At 71.8% G+C, this 16,522-nt stretch carries 17 protein-coding genes; 14 read left to right on the forward strand and 3 right to left on the reverse strand.

The features are described 5' to 3' along the window. Window positions 1–87: 87 nt before the first annotated feature. Window positions 88–1,458: a glycosyl hydrolase family 18 protein gene (locus tag ABZU52_RS27620; RefSeq protein ID WP_354973884.1), complete on the reverse strand. Its 1,371-nt coding sequence runs from the start codon at window positions 1,456–1,458 to the stop codon at window positions 88–90. A 202-nt stretch (window positions 1,459–1,660) separates the two neighbouring features. Here ABZU52_RS27620 and ABZU52_RS27625 point away from each other — a divergent pair, with 202 nt between their 5' ends. From ABZU52_RS27625 to ABZU52_RS27635, 3 genes are all read left to right on the forward strand, one after another. Further along, the gene (locus ABZU52_RS27625; protein WP_354973885.1) at window positions 1,661–2,770 is read left to right on the forward strand and encodes a Xaa-Pro peptidase family protein; all 1,110 of its coding nucleotides are present in this window, start codon (window positions 1,661–1,663) and stop codon (window positions 2,768–2,770) included. Continuing rightward, complete coding sequence (locus ABZU52_RS27630; RefSeq protein WP_354973886.1) at window positions 2,767–3,909, forward strand: acyl-CoA dehydrogenase family protein; 1,143 nt, start codon at window positions 2,767–2,769, stop codon at window positions 3,907–3,909. Before ABZU52_RS27625 ends, ABZU52_RS27630 begins: the two co-directional genes overlap by 4 nt. Window positions 3,910–4,016: 107 nt before the next feature. Beyond that, window positions 4,017–4,523: an Lrp/AsnC family transcriptional regulator gene (locus tag ABZU52_RS27635; RefSeq protein ID WP_354973887.1), complete on the forward strand. Its 507-nt coding sequence runs from the start codon at window positions 4,017–4,019 to the stop codon at window positions 4,521–4,523. On the opposite strand, the gene ABZU52_RS27640 is transcribed toward ABZU52_RS27635, so the two are convergent. Further along, entirely contained in the window at window positions 4,453–5,064 is a 612-nt protein-coding gene (locus tag ABZU52_RS27640) for a histidine phosphatase family protein (protein ID WP_354973888.1), read from the reverse strand. The two genes, ABZU52_RS27635 and ABZU52_RS27640, sit on opposite strands and share 71 nt — an antisense overlap. A 156-nt stretch (window positions 5,065–5,220) precedes the next feature. Here ABZU52_RS27640 and ABZU52_RS27645 point away from each other — a divergent pair, with 156 nt between their 5' ends. The 5 genes from ABZU52_RS27645 (at window position 5,221) to ABZU52_RS27665 (ending at window position 8,624) form a co-directional block, all read left to right on the forward strand. Then, complete coding sequence (locus ABZU52_RS27645; protein WP_354973889.1) at window positions 5,221–5,415, forward strand: CsbD family protein; 195 nt, start codon at window positions 5,221–5,223, stop codon at window positions 5,413–5,415. A 74-nt stretch (window positions 5,416–5,489) separates the two neighbouring features. After that, window positions 5,490–5,831: a YnfA family protein gene (locus ABZU52_RS27650; RefSeq protein WP_354973890.1), complete on the forward strand. Its 342-nt coding sequence runs from the start codon at window positions 5,490–5,492 to the stop codon at window positions 5,829–5,831. 240 nt (window positions 5,832–6,071) lie between these two features. Then, a complete protein-coding gene (locus tag ABZU52_RS27655; RefSeq protein ID WP_354973891.1) occupies window positions 6,072–6,935 on the forward strand; it encodes a polysaccharide deacetylase family protein in 864 nt (287 codons plus the stop codon). Window positions 6,936–7,002: 67 nt separating this feature from the next. Next, complete coding sequence (locus ABZU52_RS27660; protein WP_354973892.1) at window positions 7,003–7,566, forward strand: RNA polymerase sigma factor; 564 nt, start codon at window positions 7,003–7,005, stop codon at window positions 7,564–7,566. Next, on the forward strand, window positions 7,566–8,624 hold the full coding sequence (locus ABZU52_RS27665) for a hypothetical protein (protein ID WP_354973893.1): 1,059 nt from the start codon (window positions 7,566–7,568) through the stop codon (window positions 8,622–8,624). Before ABZU52_RS27660 ends, ABZU52_RS27665 begins: the two co-directional genes overlap by 1 nt. Window positions 8,625–8,677: 53 nt before the next feature. On the opposite strand, the gene ABZU52_RS27670 is transcribed toward ABZU52_RS27665, so the two are convergent. Beyond that, window positions 8,678–10,069 carry a lysine 2,3-aminomutase gene (locus ABZU52_RS27670; protein WP_354973894.1) on the reverse strand — a complete coding sequence of 464 codons (1,392 nt, stop codon included), beginning with the start codon at window positions 10,067–10,069 and terminating at the stop codon, window positions 8,678–8,680. Window positions 10,070–10,222: 153 nt separating this feature from the next. Between ABZU52_RS27670 and ABZU52_RS27675 the strand changes: the two genes are divergently transcribed. The 6 genes from ABZU52_RS27675 to ABZU52_RS27700 all read left to right on the forward strand — a co-directional run. Beyond that, the gene (locus tag ABZU52_RS27675) at window positions 10,223–11,272 is read left to right on the forward strand and encodes a zinc-binding alcohol dehydrogenase (protein WP_354973900.1); all 1,050 of its coding nucleotides are present in this window, start codon (window positions 10,223–10,225) and stop codon (window positions 11,270–11,272) included. Window positions 11,273–11,276: 4 nt separating this feature from the next. After that, entirely contained in the window at window positions 11,277–12,842 is a 1,566-nt protein-coding gene (locus tag ABZU52_RS27680; protein WP_354973895.1) for an amidohydrolase family protein, read from the forward strand. A gap of 34 nt (window positions 12,843–12,876) precedes the next feature. Further along, window positions 12,877–14,439: a lysine 5,6-aminomutase subunit alpha gene (locus ABZU52_RS27685; RefSeq protein ID WP_354973896.1), complete on the forward strand. Its 1,563-nt coding sequence runs from the start codon at window positions 12,877–12,879 to the stop codon at window positions 14,437–14,439. After that, window positions 14,432–15,181, forward strand: a complete 750-nt coding sequence (locus ABZU52_RS27690) for an OAM dimerization domain-containing protein (RefSeq protein ID WP_354973897.1) — start codon at window positions 14,432–14,434, stop codon at window positions 15,179–15,181. The genes ABZU52_RS27685 and ABZU52_RS27690 overlap by 8 nt, the downstream gene beginning before the upstream one ends. Next, window positions 15,178–15,567 (forward strand): hotdog domain-containing protein, encoded by a 390-nt coding sequence (locus ABZU52_RS27695; RefSeq protein ID WP_354973898.1) that lies wholly within the window; start codon window positions 15,178–15,180, stop codon window positions 15,565–15,567. The genes ABZU52_RS27690 and ABZU52_RS27695 overlap by 4 nt, the downstream gene beginning before the upstream one ends. Continuing rightward, window positions 15,564–16,522: glutamate mutase L (locus ABZU52_RS27700; RefSeq protein ID WP_354973899.1), on the forward strand; the 959-nt coding region annotated here is incomplete at its 3' end. The genes ABZU52_RS27695 and ABZU52_RS27700, both read left to right, overlap by 4 nt.

Below are 16,522 nucleotides of genomic sequence, written 5' to 3' on the forward strand. Positions count from 1 at the left end.
GCTGACGCCTTCGCGTCGGCCGGGGGCCTGATCAGCGGGCTGGCGGGGACCCTGGGGCCTGCGTCCGGGGACCCGCTGGGCGCGGCGTCAGGCCGGGAGCGTCCAGCGCTGGTTGGCGCCGGCGAAGCAGTCCCAGATCTGCAACCGGGTGCCGTCGGCGGAGCTGTTGTCGCTGGCGTCCAGGCACTTGTTCGACTGCGGGTTGCGCAGCGTGCCGTTGGACTGCGCCTGCCAGACCTGCGCGCCGCTGCCGTTGCAGTCCCAGAGCTGGACCTTCGCGCCGTTGGCGGTGGAGCCGCTGGTGATGTCGGCGCACTTGCCGAGGGCGCGCAGCGTGCTGTCGCTGGCCACGGTCCAGGTCTGCGCGTTGGTGCCGTTGCAGGTCCAGAGCTGGATGGCGGTGCCGTTGGCGGTGCTGGCCGAGGCCACGTCGACGCACTTGCCGCCGATCCCGGTGATCCGGCCGGTACGACCGGTCGGCGGCGGGGTGGTGCCGCCCATGATCGTGTCGTACATGGCGCTGACCAGTGAGGTCGAGCCGGTGGTGTCCTGGGACAGCTCCCAGTTCATCACGCCGCCGGCGTTGGCGAGGGCCCACTGCGTCTTGCGCTTGACCGTCGGGACGCCGTTGTAGCACTGCTGGGCCCCGCCGGCGGTGGTGCAGTCCCGGTTGGCGTTGGCCGGGTCCAGCGCGACCAGCGCCGAGTAGGTGTAGTAGCCGGGGCGGCTGTAGAACGGGATGCCGAGGACGGCCTTGCTGGCCGGCAGACCGCGGGACTTCCACAGGTTGACGCTGTTGATCGACCAGTCGTAGTTCGAGTGCGGGCTGCCGCCGTCGTACGCCATGATGTTGAGCCAGTCGACCTGGTTGAACACGGCCGGCTGCACGCCGTCGACGGAGTAGCCCTCGGAGACCACGGCGGCGGTGAGCAGCTTGCCGCGACTGTGCATGGCGCTGCCGAGCTGCGTCATGAGCGCCGTGTAGTTGTTCGCCGAGGCGCCCGGGTCGGGGTATTCCCAGTCCATGTCGACGCCGTCGAGGTTGTACTGGTTGACGAAGTTGACCAGGTTGTTGACGAAGGTGGTCCGGCTGCCGGAGTTGGCCGCGAGGGCCTCGAAGGCCGAGTCGTTGCCGTCGTTCCAGCCGCCGACGGCGATCGACACCTTGACGTTGTTGGCGTGTGCCTGGGAGACCAGCGAGGAGAGTTTGCTCGGGTTCTCCACGGCGCGCAGGCTGCCGTCGTTGTTGGGCAGCACGAACGCGTAGTTGATGTGGGTGAGCTTGTTGTACTGGATGGTGTTGACGTTGCCGGCCCAGGAGGGCAGGTAGCCGACGCTCTTGAAGTTGTTCGGCAGCACCACGGCCTGCGCGGCGGTGGAGGTGACGGTGAGGGTGGCGCCGGCGGTGGCCAGCGCGAGCAGTCCGGCGGCGAGGGCGCGGCGCAGTGGTGAGGACATCGGGGGCCTTCCCGTGGGCGGGGGACGACACCCGCCCACGCAGGGTTGTCGCGGGGCGGGGGGTGCGGGACGCAGGAACGGGTGGGCCTCGAGGCAGCCAAATCTTAAAGAGTGTTAACTATCCGAGTCAATCAACATCTATGGATTTCCGGTCAGTCGGTGTCAATAGGGGGTTTGCCCAAACGACCGTTAAGCTGACGGGGTGGGAATCGACGAGTTGTATCCGCCGGATCGGCTGCTCGCCGCGCAGCGCGCGACGGCCGCCGCCGGCCTGGACGCCCTGCTGCTCACACCCGGCTCCGACCTGCGGTACCTGACCGGGTACGACGCCCACGCGGGGGAGCGGCTGACCTGCCTGGTGCTGCCCGCCGAGGGCGAGCCGACACTGATCGTGCCGAGGTTGGAACGCCCCGCGGCGGAGGCGGCCCCGAACACCGGGGTGCGCATCGTCGACCACGCCGACGGCACCGACCCGTACCCCCTGGTCGTGGCCGCCCTCGGCGGCCCGGTCGCGGCGGTCGGGCTCGCCGACCGGATGTGGGCCGAGCAGGTCCTCGGCCTGCGCGCGGCGCTGCCCGACGCCGCGCAACGGCTCGCCGGAGAGGTGCTGCGCGAGCTGCGGATCCGCAAGTCCCCGGCGGAGGTCGCGGCCCTCGCCGAGGCCGGCGCGGCGATCGACGAGGTGCACCTGCGGATGGGCGAGTGGCTGCGCCCCGGTCGCACCGAGACCGAGGTGGCCACCGACATCGCCGCGGCGATCCGCGCCGCCGGGCACGTCAGCGTGGACTTCGTCATCGTGGCGGCCGGGCCGAACGGCGCCAGCCCGCACCACGGCACCTCGGACCGGCCGATCGGCGCCGGCGAGCCGGTGGTGGTCGACATCGGCGGCACGATGCCGTCGGGCTACCGGTCCGACTGCACCCGCACCTATCTGGTGGGTGGTCCGGCGCCGGCCGACTTCCTGGACTACTACGAGGTGCTGCGCGACGCCCAGCGCGCCGCCGTCGAGGCGGTGCGGCCCGGCATCACCGGCGCGGCGGCCGACGCCGCGGCCCGGGCGCCGATCGCCGCCGCCGGCTACGGCCCGGCGTTCCTGCACCGCACCGGCCACGGCATCGGTCTCGACGGTCACGAGGAGCCGTACCTGGTGGCCGGCAACGACCGGCCCCTGGAGGCCGGGATGGCCTTCTCCATCGAACCGGGCATCTACCTGGCGGGCCGGCACGGCGCCCGCATCGAGGACATCGTCGTCTGCACAACGGACGGCGTGCAACGGCTCAACACCACCCCCACGGAGCTCATCGCACTATGACTGTCGACCGGATCCTCCCCACCGACGAGGCCCACGACCTGCTGGGTCTCGCCACCGAGCTCGCCGACCGCGAGCTCGCGCCGAAGGCGGCGGCCTTCGAGGAACGCGCCGAGTTCCCCCGCGAGGTGCTGCGGACGCTGGGCCGGGCCGGGCTGCTCGGCCTGCCCTACCCCGAGGAGTACGGCGGCGCGGCGCAGCCGTACGAGGTGTATCTGCAGGTGCTGGAGATCCTGGCCAGCCGCTGGCTCGCGGTCGCCGAGGCGGTCAGCGTGCACACCCTGTCCTGCTACCCGGTGGCCGCGTTCGGCACCGACGAGCAGCGCAAGGTGCTGCCGGACATGCTCGGTGGCGAGCTGCTGGGCGCGTACTGCCTCTCCGAGCCGCAGGGTGGCTCGGACGCGGCGGCGCTGACCACCCGGGCGGATCGTGACGGTGACGCGTACCTGCTCTCCGGCACCAAGGCGTGGATCACCCACGCCCGGACGGCCGACTTCTACAACGTCTTCTGCCGCACCGGTGGGCCCGGGCCGAAGGGGATCTCCTGCCTGCTCGTCGACGCGGGCACGGCCGGCATCACCCCGCAGGCGGCCGAGCGGACGATGGGGCTGCGCGCCTCCCCGGTGGCGCAGATCGCCTTCGACGAGGCGCGGGTGCCGGCGGACCGGCTGATCGGCGGCGAGGGGGTGGGCTTCACGATCGCGATGTCCGCGTTGGACTCCGGCCGGCTGGGCATCGCGGCCTGCGCGGTCGGGCTGGCCCAGGCGGCCCTGGACTACGCGGTCTCCTACGCCCGGGAACGGCAGCAGTTCGGGCGCTCCATCATCGACTTCCAGGGGCTGGGGTTCCTCCTCGCCGACGCGGCCACCCAGATCGCCGCCGCCCGCGCGCTGACCCTGGCGGCGGCCCGGCTGCGCGACGCCGGCCGCCCGTACGCGATCGAGGCGGCCAAGGCGAAGCTCTTCGCCACCGACATGGCGATGCGGGTGACCACCGACGCGGTGCAGGTGCTCGGCGGCGCGGGTTACGTGGCCGACCACCCGGTGGAGCGGTACATGCGCGAGGCGAAGGTGTTGCAGATCGTGGAGGGCACCAACCAGATCCAGCGGATGGTCATCTCCCGGGCCCTCGCGAAGGACTGACGACCGTACGTGGCGGTGCGGCTGCGGTGGGTGCGTCACGGCCCGTCGCGGCCCGCCACTCGGGTACCTCGTCGCCGCGCGGCGGTTTTCCCGGTAGGTTGCACGCCGTGGAGGAGATCGACCGCGCTATCGTCGCCGCGCTGACCGCCGACGGCCGACTGTCGTACACCGACCTGGCCGAGCGGGTGGGGCTGTCGGTGTCCGCCGTGCACCAGCGGGTCCGCCGGCTGGAGCAGCGCGGGGTGATCAAGGGGTACGCCGCCCGGGTGTCGTTCGAGGCGCTGGACCTGCCGCTGACCGCGTTCGTGGCGATCCGGCCGTTCGATCCGTCGCAGCCGGACGACGCGCCGGAGCGACTGGCCCACCTGCCGGAGATCGACTCCTGCTACTCGGTGGCGGGGGAGGACTTCTACCTGCTGCTGGTGCGGGTGGCCAGCCCCACCGACCTGGAGCGGGTGCTCCAGGAGATCCGTACCTCGGCGAACGTCACCACCCGGACGACTGTGGTGTTGTCCACCCCGTACGAGAACCGGCCGCCGAAGATCAGCGCGGCGGCACCGAGTCGGTCGCGGTCCCGGGTGCCGGAGGAGCCGGCTGGTTCCACCGCAGGATGACCTGCCGGCCGTGTTCGTGACCGAGCGCGCTGACCGTGGCGGTGTCCAGGCGTAGCCGCCCACCGGCGGACGGGGGCAGACCGATCCAGCGGGCGCCGAGCACCCGCAGGCTGTGCGCGTGCCCGACCAGAGCGACGGTGCCACGGTCGAGCAGCGGGGTGACCCGGGCCAGCACCCGGTCGAGCCGTTCACCCACCTGCGCGGGGGACTCCCCGCCGGGGCAGCCGTCGGCCCAGATGTTCCAGTGCGGATCGTCGTCGTGGATGTCGACGGTGGTGCGGCCCTCGTACTTGCCGTAGTTCCACTCGCTGAGGTCCTCGTCGACGGCGTCGACGGTGAGGCCGGCCAGCTGCGCGGTGCGCAGCGCCCGGGAGCGGGGGCTGGCCAGCACGGTGACGAAGCGCCGGCCGGCCAGGAACGCGGCCAGGGTGCGGGCCTGTCGCTCGCCGTCGGGGGTCAGCTCCAGGTCGGTGTACGAGGTGTGCCGCTGGCTGGCGCTCCAGGTGGTCTCGCCGTGCCGGATCAGCAGGAGCTCTCCCATGCGGTCAGTTAACCATCGGGAACCGGGCCGACAGGCGACCCTCTCACAACCTATCTTCCTAGGACGCCTTACCGGGTGTGCCGCCCGGCACCACCGGTTTCAGCACCCGGAGACCGGGCACACGAGCCAGGACAACCGCCAGACCGAGGAGGCGCGATGAGCTTCACCGAGAAGGCAAAGAACAAGGTTGAGCAGATGGCCGGCGCCGCGCGGGAGCGCGTCGGCGACATGACCGACAACGAGCGGATGCGTGGCGAGGGGGCCAGCCAGCAGAGCGACGCGCGCGCCAAGCAGGCCGGTCAGAACATGAAGGAGGCCGGTCGCAACGTGAAGGATTCGTTCACGAAGTGACCTGGGCGGTGTGCGGGTCCCCGGGCGGCACGACCGCCCGGGGACCCGCCGTGTGCTGCGGTTAGTGTCGGCCGGTGACTGTGCTGCGTTCCCTGGTGTTGTTTGTGCTGGCCGCGTTGGCCGAGATCGGCGGCGCCTGGCTGGTGTGGCAGGGCTGGCGGGAGCAACGCGGGCTGTGGTGGATCGCGGCCGGGGTGGTCGCGCTGGGCTGCTACGGCTTCGTCGCGACGTTCCAGCCGGACCCGAACTTCGGCCGGATCCTGGCCGCGTACGGCGGGGTGTTCGTGGCCGGGTCGTTGGGCTGGGCGATGGTGGTGGACGGCTTCCGCCCGGACCGGTGGGACCTGACCGGCGCTGCGCTCTGCCTGCTCGGCGTGGCCGTCATCATGTACGCCCCGCGCGGGGGATCCGCCTGACCCGCGCGCCCCCCGCGCCCCACCAGCGCCGATCTTGCACTTTCTGTTGCGGAACATGGGGCATCCCGCTCAATCCGACGTCCGGAAGTGCAAGATCGGGGCTGGGGGCGGGCGGGGCGATGAGGGTGGTTCGCGTTTGGGATGATCGGCCGCGTGATTCGCGCTCGGCTTCGTCCGTTGTGGTGTGGCGTACTCGCGGTGGTGGCCGTTGTCGGCGGTGCCGCGTGTACGGCGTCTCGGGTGCCGCCGCCGGACCAGCCGGTCTTCGTCGGCTCGTCCGCCTCGTCGAGCCCCTCCACGCCGTCCGTCGCGCCGTCGGTCGGTGCCTCTTCCGGGGCGCCGTCCCCAGGTGTCGACCCGGCCGTGCCGTCGGCCGGTGTCCCGTCGCCGCCGGCGGTCTCTTCGGTGCCGGGCGCGACGCCGACCGGGACCCGGGCGCCGGTGGTGGACCACGGGCCGCGGACCGGTGACAAGGTCGCGTTGACCTTCGACGCGGACATGACCGACGCGATGTTGGCCAACCTGCGGGCCGGCCGGGTGAAGTCGTACGCCAACCTGCGCATCCTCGACCTGCTGGAGCGGGAGCGGGTGCCGGCGACGTTCTTCCTGACCGGTAAGTGGGTGCAGCGGTATCCGGACGTGACCCGGCGGATCGCCGGTAATCCGCGCTTCGAGTTGGCCAACCACACCTACGGGCACGCGGCGTTCACCAGGGACTGCTACGACCTGCCCTCGCTGCCTGTCGACGAGCTGGCCGGGGACGTGGCGAAGACCTTCGAGGTGATCAAGCCGTACGGGGGTCGGCAGACCCGGTACTTCCGCTTTCCAGGGCTCTGCCATGACGCGGCGACGCTGGACGCGTTGGCGCCGCTGGGCGTGACGGTGGTCGACGGGGACGTGGTCAGCGGCGATCCGTTCGCGACGGCGTGGAAGCCGCTGGTGCGGGCGGTGTTGGACCACGTCCGCCCCGGGTCCGTGGTGATCATGCATGTGACCGAGGCGAACGCGGCGATGACCGATGAGGCGTTGCCGCACATTCTTGCCGGGTTGCGGAAGCGGGGGCTGGCGCCGGCGCCGTTGTCCGAGGTGCTGGCCGGCGGCTGAGGCTCAGCCGCCGGGCCTGACCGGTGTGGCCTGTCACGGTAGCGGTCGCGCCGGACATGGAGTGGGTGTGAGCTCCGGGACAGAGCAGGACGAGGACCGCTTCCGGCGGGTCTACGCCGAGGATTTCGAGTCGCTGTTGGCGTACGCGTTGCGGCGGGTCGCGCATCCGGAGGACGCGGCCGACGTGGTCGCCGAGACCTTCCTGGTGGCGTGGCGTCGCCGGCGGGACATTCCGGTTGCCGGTGCGGCCCGGCTGTGGCTGTACGGGGTGGCGCGGCGGGTGCTGGCGAATCATCACCGCGGTGGCGTTCGCCGGCAGCGCCTCGGTGAGCGGTTACGGCAGCAGATTGGCGCGTCGGTCGCCGATCCGGGGAGTGAGGTGGCGGAGCGTCTTGCCGTGCGGGCGGCGTTGGCGGGTCTGGTCGAGGTGGACCGGGAGGTGCTGATGCTCACCGTGTGGGAGGGGCTGCAGCCGCACGAGGTGGCCGCGGTGCTGGGGGTGTCTCCGGCGGCGGTCCGGACCAGGCTGTCGCGGGCGCGGACGAGGTTGCGGGGGTTGGTCGGTGACGACCCGGGGCCGCCCGGACATGTACTCGACGTGCTGACCGCATCCACCCGCAAGGAGGACTGATGACCACGGAGGAGCGCGTCGACCGGCTGGTTCGGGATGCCGACCCGGGTGGGCTCGGTGTCGTCGGCGACCTCGCAGGGGTGAAGCAGGCACTCCTGGAGGAGATCATGTCCGAGTCGTTGGTCCGGCGTGCTGTCGGGATGCCGCGGCGGCGGCTGTGGGTGCGCCGTTTCGCGGGCGTTGTGACGGCGGCGGCCGTGCTGGTGAGCGTCGTGCCGGTGTCCGTGGTGGTGCGGGGGCAGGCCGAGGGCGGTGGGGTCTCTCCGATCGTCAGCGCGGGTGCGGGGGTCGTCTTTTCGCCGTTGGCGATGGAGGCGGCGCAGAGGAACCCGCGGTTGTTGATCGACCGGGCCGGTTGGACGGTGGCGGCCCTGTACGGGTTCGCCGAGGAGCAGGGCATGGTCCGCTTTCGCCGGGGTGGGCGGGAGTTGGAGATGAACTGGTATCCGGCGTACGTGTACGCGGATCGGTATTCCGGTCAGCTCGTTGACGGTCCGGCGAAGTCGGTGCGGGTGGACGGTTGGCCGGCTGATCTGTTCCAGAGTCTCAGCGGTGATTTCACTGTGCTGTTGCGTCCCCGCGACAACGTGGTCGTGGAGATGAAGACCTCCGGGAACTGGTCGCGTAAGGACGTGGACCGGGTTCTCGCGGACATCGTTCGGGTGGACGCGCGGACGTGGTTGGCTGTGCTTCCGGCGGAGATGGTCATGCCGGTGCGGGAGCGGGCGGCGAGGGTGCTCGTCGACGTGTCGCTGCCGCCGGGGTTCGATGTCGCGGCGCTGGACGAGATCGGGGTGAGTGACTCGTACCAGTTCGGCGTGGGGGTGATGTCCCGGGTGGGTTGTGGGTGGATCGCGGAGTGGCAGCGGGCGCGGGCGAGCGGGGACGAGGCCGGGGTGCGGCGGGCCGTCGAGGCGCTGCGTGGTAGCCGCGGGTGGCGGGTGCTGCGGGACATGGACAGGGTCGGTGACTGGCCGGAGGTGTTCTGGGAGTACGCCGACGAGGTCGCGGCCGGGACGGTGCGGCCCGGATACGTCGAGGGTCTGGGCTGCCGGTGACGGGAACGGCGGCACCCCCGGGGAGATTGCCCGGGGGTGCCGCCGTCGGTGGGTCAGTCGTCGCGGTGGTCGTTCCACCACTGCTGGCCGTCGGCGGGCAGGGTGTCGATCGGGTCGTAGTAGGCGTAGCGCTTGTTGAGCGCCTCCAGGTCGGCGGATTCGATGGAGGTGCGGTAGTTCTTGGTCCAGTAGGAGATGCCGCGCTCACGGTCGTAGTCGGTGAGCATGTGCACCCAGCGCTTGCCGACGAAGGGGACGTCGCAGACGATCCGTGGGGTGGCGTAGCCGGGGAGGTAGCCCATGATGTCGTGCTGGAGTTGCTGGGCGTGCCAGACCGGGACCCGCCAGTGTTCGGCGTTGGGGATCATGTCGCACATGTAGAAGTAGTACGGCAGGATCCCGGCTTCGCCCTGGAGTGCGAAGCAGAGGTCGAGCAGTTCCGGGGTGGTGGCGTTGACGCCACGCATGAGCACGCCCTGGTTGCGGACGTCGCGGACGCCGACGTCGAGGGCGGTCTGGGCGGCCTTGGCGACCAGTGGGGTGAGCGACTGGGCGTGGTTGACGTGGGTGTGGATGGCGAGGTTGACGCCGCGGCGGGCGGCGGTGCGGGCGACGCGTTCGAGGCCTTCGACGACGTCGGGTTGCAGCCAGTGCTGGGGCAGGCCCATGAGGGCCTTGGTGGCGAGTCGGATGTCGCGGACCGTCTCCAGTTCCAGCAGCCGCATGAGGTACGACTCGAGGTTGCGCCAGGGGACGTTGGCCACGTCGCCGCCGGAGACGACCACGTCGCGGACGCCGGCGTGGGCTTTGAGGTAGGCGATGTGGGCGTCGTAGCGGTCGACGGGCTTGAGGGTGAGTTTGAGCTTGTCGACGGCGGGGGTGGAGTTGCCGACCAGGTCCATGCGGGTGCAGTGCCCGCAGTACTGGGGGCAGGTGGAGAGCAGTTCGGCGAGGACCTTGGTGGGGTAGCGGTGGGTGAGGCCTTCGGCGACCCACATGTCGTGCTCGTGGAGGCTGTCGCGGCTGGCGTAGGGGTGTGAGGGCCAGTCGGTGCGTCGGTCGGAGGCGACCGGGATCATGTAGCGGCGGATGGGGTCGGCGAGCAGCGCCTCGGTGGTCAGCGGCGCGAACGGCACCATCGTGTTGATCATTTGGGGTGGCACCAGCATGGACATGGTGGCCAGGGCCTTCTGGTCGGCCTCGAGATCGGCGTAGAAGGTTTCGTCGATCAGGTCGCCGAAGACGGCGCGGAGTTGCTTGATGTTCTTGACGCAGTTGACGCGCTGCCACTGGGCGGATTCCCACTGGTCGCGGGTGACGTGGCGCCAGCCGGGGAAGCGGGTCCAGTCGGGTTCGACCAGGGGGCGGCGGTGGTATTCGTAGGGCTGCCCGGCGGTCGGTGCGGCGACCGGGGCGTGACTGGGGTGCGGGATGGTGTGGGTCACGGCCCCTCCTCGGTGGTGCGGCTGATCATCGAAGCCCGAAGGCTACTGGAAAATATTCGGTACAGAAACTAGTCTGCCGTAAGTTTTCCCGTTACGCGAGCCTTGATCGGGGCTTCGGGCGGCTGGACAGGGGAGGTCGGCGTGACGTCACCGGTGGGACTGCACCGCGTCGTGCAACCGGCGGGGGTGCTGCCGCAGGCGGCTTGGCGGCTGGACACGTCGGCGGCGATCGCGCCGAACGAGGTGCGGATCCGGGTGCAGCGGCTCAACCTGGACGCGGCGAGCTTCCGGCAGCTGTCGGAGAAGCACGGCGGCAACGGTGACGCGGTCCGCGCCGAGGTGCTGGAGATCATCGCGACCCGGGGGAAGATGCAGAACCCGGTGACCGGGTCGGGTGGGATGCTGATCGGCACTGTCGAGGAGGCCGGTCGGCGGTCCCCGCTGGGGCTCAAGGCGGGGGAGCGGGTCGCCACCCTGGTGTCGTTGACGTTGACGCCGCTGGTGATCACCGACGGGTTGGCCCGCTGGGACGGGCGCAGCGAGCAGGTGCCCTGTGACGGGTGGGCGATCCTGTTCGCGCGGTCCATCGCGGCGGTGCTGCCCGAGGACGAGGACCCGCAGTTGTCCCTCGCCGTGCTGGACGTGTGCGGGGCGCCCGCGCTGACCGCACGGGTGGTGTCGCGCTACGTCGAGGAGCGTCGGCGTACCGGTGATCCGACGCCGGTGCGGGTCGCGGTGATCGGCGGGGCCGGTAAGAGCGGGTCGCTGTCTCTCGCGGCGGCGCGGCGGGCGGGTGCCGCGCGTACCGTCGGGGTGGTTCCGGTGGCGGCGGAGCGGGACGCGCTGACGGCCGCCGGGTTGGCGTCGGTGGTGGCGTTGGCCGACGCGCGCGACCCGGTGGGGTTGTCCACGGCGGTGACCACGGCGCTGGGTGCGCCGGCGGACGTGACGGTGGTCTGCGTGGACGTGCCGGGGTGTGAGCACGGGGCGGTGCTGGCCACCGCGGACGGCGGCACAGTGATCTTCTTCTCGATGGCGACGAGCTTCTCCGCGGCCGCGTTGGGCGCGGAGGGGTTGGCGGCGGACGTGACGATGCTGGTCGGCAACGGGTACGTGCCGGGGCACGCGGAGTTGGCGTTGGGGCTGCTGCGCGCCGAGCCGGGGGTGCGTCAGCTGTTCGCGGCGCGGGTCGCGGCAGACTGAGGTCATGACGAACCCCTCGACGTTGTATCGCGGCGGCGTGCTGCACTGCCCCGCCGACCCGAGCGCGACCGCGCTGCTGGTGTCCGGTGGGCGGATTGCCTGGTTGGGGACCGACGGTGACGCGCCGCCGGCCGACCGGGTGGTGGACCTGGGCGGCGCTCTGGTGACGCCCGCGTTCGTCGACGCGCACGTGCACGCCACCGACACCGGGTTGGCGTTGTCCGGGCTGGAGTTGTCCGAGGTGCGCTCGGCGGGGCAGCTGCTCGACGCGGTGGCGGCCTTCGCGGCGGGGTTGCCGGCGGACGCGGTGGTGCTGGGGCACGGGTGGGACGAGTCGGGCTGGTCGGACAAGGCGTTGCCCGACGCGGCGGCGCTGGACCGGGCGGCCGGTGGCCGGCGGGTGTACCTGTCGCAGGCGTCGATCCACTCGGCGTTGGTGTCGTCGGCGTTGCTGGCGGCGTGCCCGCAGGCGGCGCAGGCGGCCGGGTACGACCCCTCGGGTTGGCTGCGCCGCGATGCGCATCATGTGGTGCGGGCGGCGGCGCAGGGGTCGGTGAGTCGGGCGCAGCGGGTCGCGGCGCAGCGGGTGGCCCTGGCGCACGCGGCGTCGTTGGGGATCGCGGCGGTGCACGAGTGCGGCGGCCCGGAGATCTCCGACGAGGAGGACTTCACCGGCCTGCTGGGCATCTCCGGCGCGGGGGTGCCGGAGGTGTACGGGTACTGGGGTGAGCTCGGTGGCGCGGCGCGGGCCCGGGAGTTGGGCGCGGTCGGCGCCGGTGGGGACCTGTTCGCCGACGGGGCGTTGGGTTCGCGTACGGCGCACGTGTCGCAGCCGTACGGCGACGGTGACGGTTGCGGGCACGGGTACCTGTCGACCGAGCAGGTGCGTGATCACCTGCTGGACTGCGCGGCGCACGGCATGCAGGGCGGGTTCCACGCGATCGGTGACGCGGCGATCGGCACGGTCCTCGACGGTTTCGCCGCGGCGGCGCGGGCGGTGGGTGTGGAGCGGTTGCGGGCGGCCCGGCACCGCATCGAGCACGCGGAGATCATGAACAAGGCGATGATCGCGCGGTTCGTGGAGTACGGGGTGGTGGCGAGCATGCAGCCGGCGTTCGACCGGTTGTGGGGTGGCGCGGGTCGGATGTACGAGGCGCGGTTGGGGTTGGACCGGTCGTTGGAGTCGAACCCGATGGGTGCGATGCACTCGGTGGGGGTGGCGTTGGCGTTCGGGTCGGATTCGCCGGTGACGCCGCTGGACCCGTGGGGGTCGGTGCGGGCGGCGGCGGCGCACCACAACCCGGCGCAGCGGATGGGTGTGCGTTCGGCGTTCGCGGCGCACACCCGGGGCGGGTGGCGGGCGGTGCACCTGGACGTCGAGGGGGTCTTGGCGTTGGGGGCGCCGGCGACGTTCGCGGTGTGGTCGACGCCGGCGGGGGTGGAGCGGGGTCTGCCGGTGTTGCTGGCCGAGGACCCGGAGCTGCGGGGTCCGGACGATCCGACGCCGCTGCCGGTGTGCCGGCGCCTGGTGCTGCGCGGTGAGGTCATCTACGAGGAAGGGTCGTCGTGAACGAGCGGATGAGCGGTGTGGCGGGGGCGGCGGCGTGACCGGCAAGCTTGATCTTGATCCGGTGCTGGTGGCGCGGGCGCGGGAGTTGGCGCGTCGGGCCGGGCAGCCGGTGGTGGACCTGGCGCGCAGCCACACCACGGTGTCGGTGGAGCGGGCGGTGCTGCGGTTGGCCGGGGTGAGCGGCGCCGACCCGGACGGCATTCCGTGGGTGAACCGGCTCGTGGACGCGGTCGTCGCGGACGTGGGGTTGGGTCACGGGGTGGCGGTGCCGGTGTTCGACGCCCTCGCTCGCGAGGGGATCACGGATGTGACGTTGCTGGCGCAGAAGGCCGCCGCCGGGTCGGTGCGGTTCGCGCTGCCCAGCGGTCGGTCGGCGACGGCGGCCCGGTCGGCGGCCCGCAAGGCGGTCGGCGCGGGTATCCGGCGGATCGACCGGCGGCGCGCGGAGCGCGAGCGCCTCGTCAAGCGGCACGGTGACCCGAAGCAGCGGCCGTGGATCTACCTGATCGTCGCGACGGGCGACATCTACGAGGACATTCCGCAGGCGCAGGCGGCCGCGCGGGCGGGCGCGGACGTGATCGCGGTGATCCGCTCCACCGGGCAGTCGTTGCTGGACTACGTGCCCGAGGGCGCGACCCGGGAGGGGTTCGCCGGCACGTACGCCACCCAGGAGAACTTCCGGCTGATGCGCGCGGCGTTGGACGAGTCGTCGAAGGAGGTGGGCCGCTACGTGCGGTTGACCAACTACGCGTCCGGGTTGTGCATGCCGGAGATGGCGACGCTGGCCGGGCTGGAACGCCTGGACATGATGTTGAACGACTCGATGTACGGGATTTTGTTCCGCGACATCAACCCGGTGCGCACGTTCGTCGACCAGCGGTTCTCCCGGCAGGTGCACGCCCGCGCCGGGATCATCATCAACACCGGTGAGGACAACTACCTGACCACCGCCGACGCGGTCGACGAGGCGCACACGGTGACGGTGTCGCAGCTGCTCAACGAGTTCTTCGCGCACGAGGCGGGGTTGGCGGACTGGCAGTTGGGGCTGGGGCACGCGTTCGAGATCAACCCGGAGGTGCCGGAGTCGTTCCGCCTGGAGTTGGCGCACGCCCTGCTGGCCCGGGAGCTGTTCCCGGACGCGCCGTTGAAGTGGATGCCGCCGACGAAGCACATGACCGGTGACGTGTTCCGGGGCAACCTGCTCGACGGGTTCTTCAACCTGGCCGGGGCGCTGACCGGTCAGGGCATCCTGCTGGTGGGGATGATGACCGAGGCGGTGGTGACGCCGTGGTTGTCCGACCGGGACATCGCCCTGCAGAACGTGCGCTACGTGCTGGGTGCGGCCGGTGGGCTGCACGAGGACTTCGTGCCGGCGCCGGGCGGGTTCATCCGCCGCCGCGCCAACCAGGTCCTCGGTGAGGCCCTCGATCTGCTGGACCGCATCGGGGAGCAGACGCTGCTCACCGCGATCGCCGAGGGCACCTTCGGGATCATGAAGCGGCCCGCGGACCGCGGTAAGGGCCTGGACGGGGTCGCCGCGCACGAGGCCGACTACTGCAACCCGGCCACCGACATTCTGGAGGCGGGTCGTGAGTAAGGCGATCGTTCGTCCGTACGGGGACACCACCGGTGACGGGATGGTGCAGGTGTCGTTCACCCTGCCGGTGGCCCACGACAAGCGCGCCGAGGGCGCGGCGGTGCAGTTGGCGAACAAGATGGGCATCGACCCGGCGATGGTGGTGCACGCCAAGCCGATGGGCGACGGGTTCACGTTCTTCGTCGTCTACGGGCGGGTGAACCACCTGGTCGACCTGGGCGCCGTGCAGGTGGTGGAGCGGGACTTCGCGCTGCTGTCGGCGAAGGACGTCAACACGGTGATCAAGCAGCGGTTGCGGCGCAAGCTGTCAGTGGTCGGGGCGTGTATCGGCACCGACGCGCACACCGTGGGCATCGACGCGATCCTCAACGTCAAGGGCATCGCGGGGGAGAAGGGCCTGGAGTACTACCGGGAGTTGAAGGTCACCAACATGGGCGCGCAGGTCAGCGTCCCGGAGCTGGTGGAGACCGCCCGGGCGGAGAAGGCCGACGCGGTGCTCGTGTCGCAGGTGGTCACCCAACGCGACGCGCACCTGCACAACACCCGGGAGATGTCCGCGGCGTTCCGGGAGGCGATGCCGGCGGGCAAACGGCCGCTGCTGATCGTCGGTGGTCCCCGGTTCGACGAGACGATGACCGACGAGTTGGGCGTGGACCGGATCTTCGGTCGGGGCACCACGCCCGGCGAGGTGGCCAGCTACCTCGTGCACGCCCTGATCACGCAACGGAAGGCGATGGCATGACCGACGCACGGCTCGGGTTGACGGTGACGCACCGGCGGTATGTGCCGTACTCGCACGCCCACTACGCCGGCAACCTGGTCGACGGGGCGTACGCGCTCGGGTTGTTCGGCGACGTCGCCACCGAGGTGTGCATCCACACCGACGGTGACGAGGGCCTGTTCGCCGGGTACTCCGACGTGCGGTTCCACGCCCCCATTCACGCCGGGGACGTGGTGCAGGTGACCGCGCAGGTGTCGCGGGTGGGCACCCGCAGCCGCACCCTGGAGTTGAGCTGCGCGGTGGTGTGCCGGGGCCGCCCGGACCGCTCCGCGTCCGCCGCCGAGGTCCTCGACCCGCCGATCGTGGCGGTCACCGCGACCGGCACCGTGGTCGTCCCCGCGCCGTGACCCTGGCGGTCTGCGCCGACGTCGGCTCCACGTACACGAAGGTGGCGGTGGTGGACCTGGCCGCCGGTGCGCTCGTCGGCGCGGCGGCGGCGCCCACCACGGTGGGCACCGACGTGCTGCACGGCCTGGACGCCGCGGTCGCGGCGGCCACCGCCGGGCTCCGGGTGCAGGACGTGCCGTGGTACGTGTGCTCGTCGGCCGGCGGTGGGTTGCGGCTGGCCGTGATCGGCTACGAGCCGCTGGTCACCGCGCAGGCCGGCCGGCGGGTCGGGTTGTCCGCCGGAGCGCACGTGGTGCACGTCGCGGCCGGTCGGCTCGGTGCGGCCGACCTGACCGCGTTGCGGGCGGCCCGACCGGACGTGGTGCTGCTCGTCGGCGGCACCGACGGCGGCGACGCCGACACGATCACCCACAACGCCACCCGGCTGGCCCGCGCCCGGTGGCGCAGACCCGTGGTGTACGCGGGCAACGCCGACGTCCGCGCACCGCTGACCGGGCTGCTGCGCGACGCCGGGGTGCCGGTCACCGACGCGGAGAACGTCCTGCCGCGCATCGGGGTGCTCGCCCCGGCGTCGGCGCGGGCGGCGATCCGCGCGGTGTTCCTGCGCCACGTCATCGGCGGTAAACGACTGTCCAGAGGCGCCCGGTTCGCGCGGCTGGTGCGGGCGGCCACCCCCGACGCGGTGCTCACCGGTGTGGAGGTGCTCGCCGACACCGTCGGCGGTGACCTTGCCGTGGTCGACGTGGGTGGGGCCACCACCGACGTGTACTCGGTGCTCACGCCCGATGAGCGGGCCACCGGGCCGGGCCGGGAGGTCGCCGGCAGTCTGTGGCGGGCCCGCACCGTGGAGGGCGACCTGGGCATGCGGTGGAGCGCCCCCGGGGTGGTGCGCGCCGCCGCCGAGGAGCGGCTGCTCTCCGCGGCCGAGTCCAACGACCTGACGGCCGCCGCGGC

The organism is Micromonospora sp. NPDC005220 (assembly GCF_040607895.1).
Classification (GTDB): Bacteria; Actinomycetota; Actinomycetes; order Mycobacteriales; family Micromonosporaceae; genus Micromonospora.

Excerpts from the sequence above, each read along its gene's own strand:
- ABZU52_RS27620 (WP_354973884.1), bottom strand. The coding sequence starts at position 1,458 with ATGTCCTCACCACTGCGCCGCGCCCTCGCCGCCGGACTGCTCGCGCTG.
- ABZU52_RS27630 (WP_354973886.1), top strand. The coding sequence starts at position 2,767 with ATGACTGTCGACCGGATCCTCCCCACCGACGAGGCCCACGACCTGCTG.
- ABZU52_RS27640 (WP_354973888.1), bottom strand. The coding sequence starts at position 5,064 with ATGGGAGAGCTCCTGCTGATCCGGCACGGCGAGACCACCTGGAGCGCC.
- ABZU52_RS27645 (WP_354973889.1), top strand. The coding sequence starts at position 5,221 with ATGAGCTTCACCGAGAAGGCAAAGAACAAGGTTGAGCAGATGGCCGGC.
- ABZU52_RS27665 (WP_354973893.1), top strand. The coding sequence starts at position 7,566 with ATGACCACGGAGGAGCGCGTCGACCGGCTGGTTCGGGATGCCGACCCG.
- ABZU52_RS27680 (WP_354973895.1), top strand. The coding sequence starts at position 11,277 with ATGACGAACCCCTCGACGTTGTATCGCGGCGGCGTGCTGCACTGCCCC.
- ABZU52_RS27695 (WP_354973898.1), top strand. The coding sequence starts at position 15,178 with ATGACCGACGCACGGCTCGGGTTGACGGTGACGCACCGGCGGTATGTG.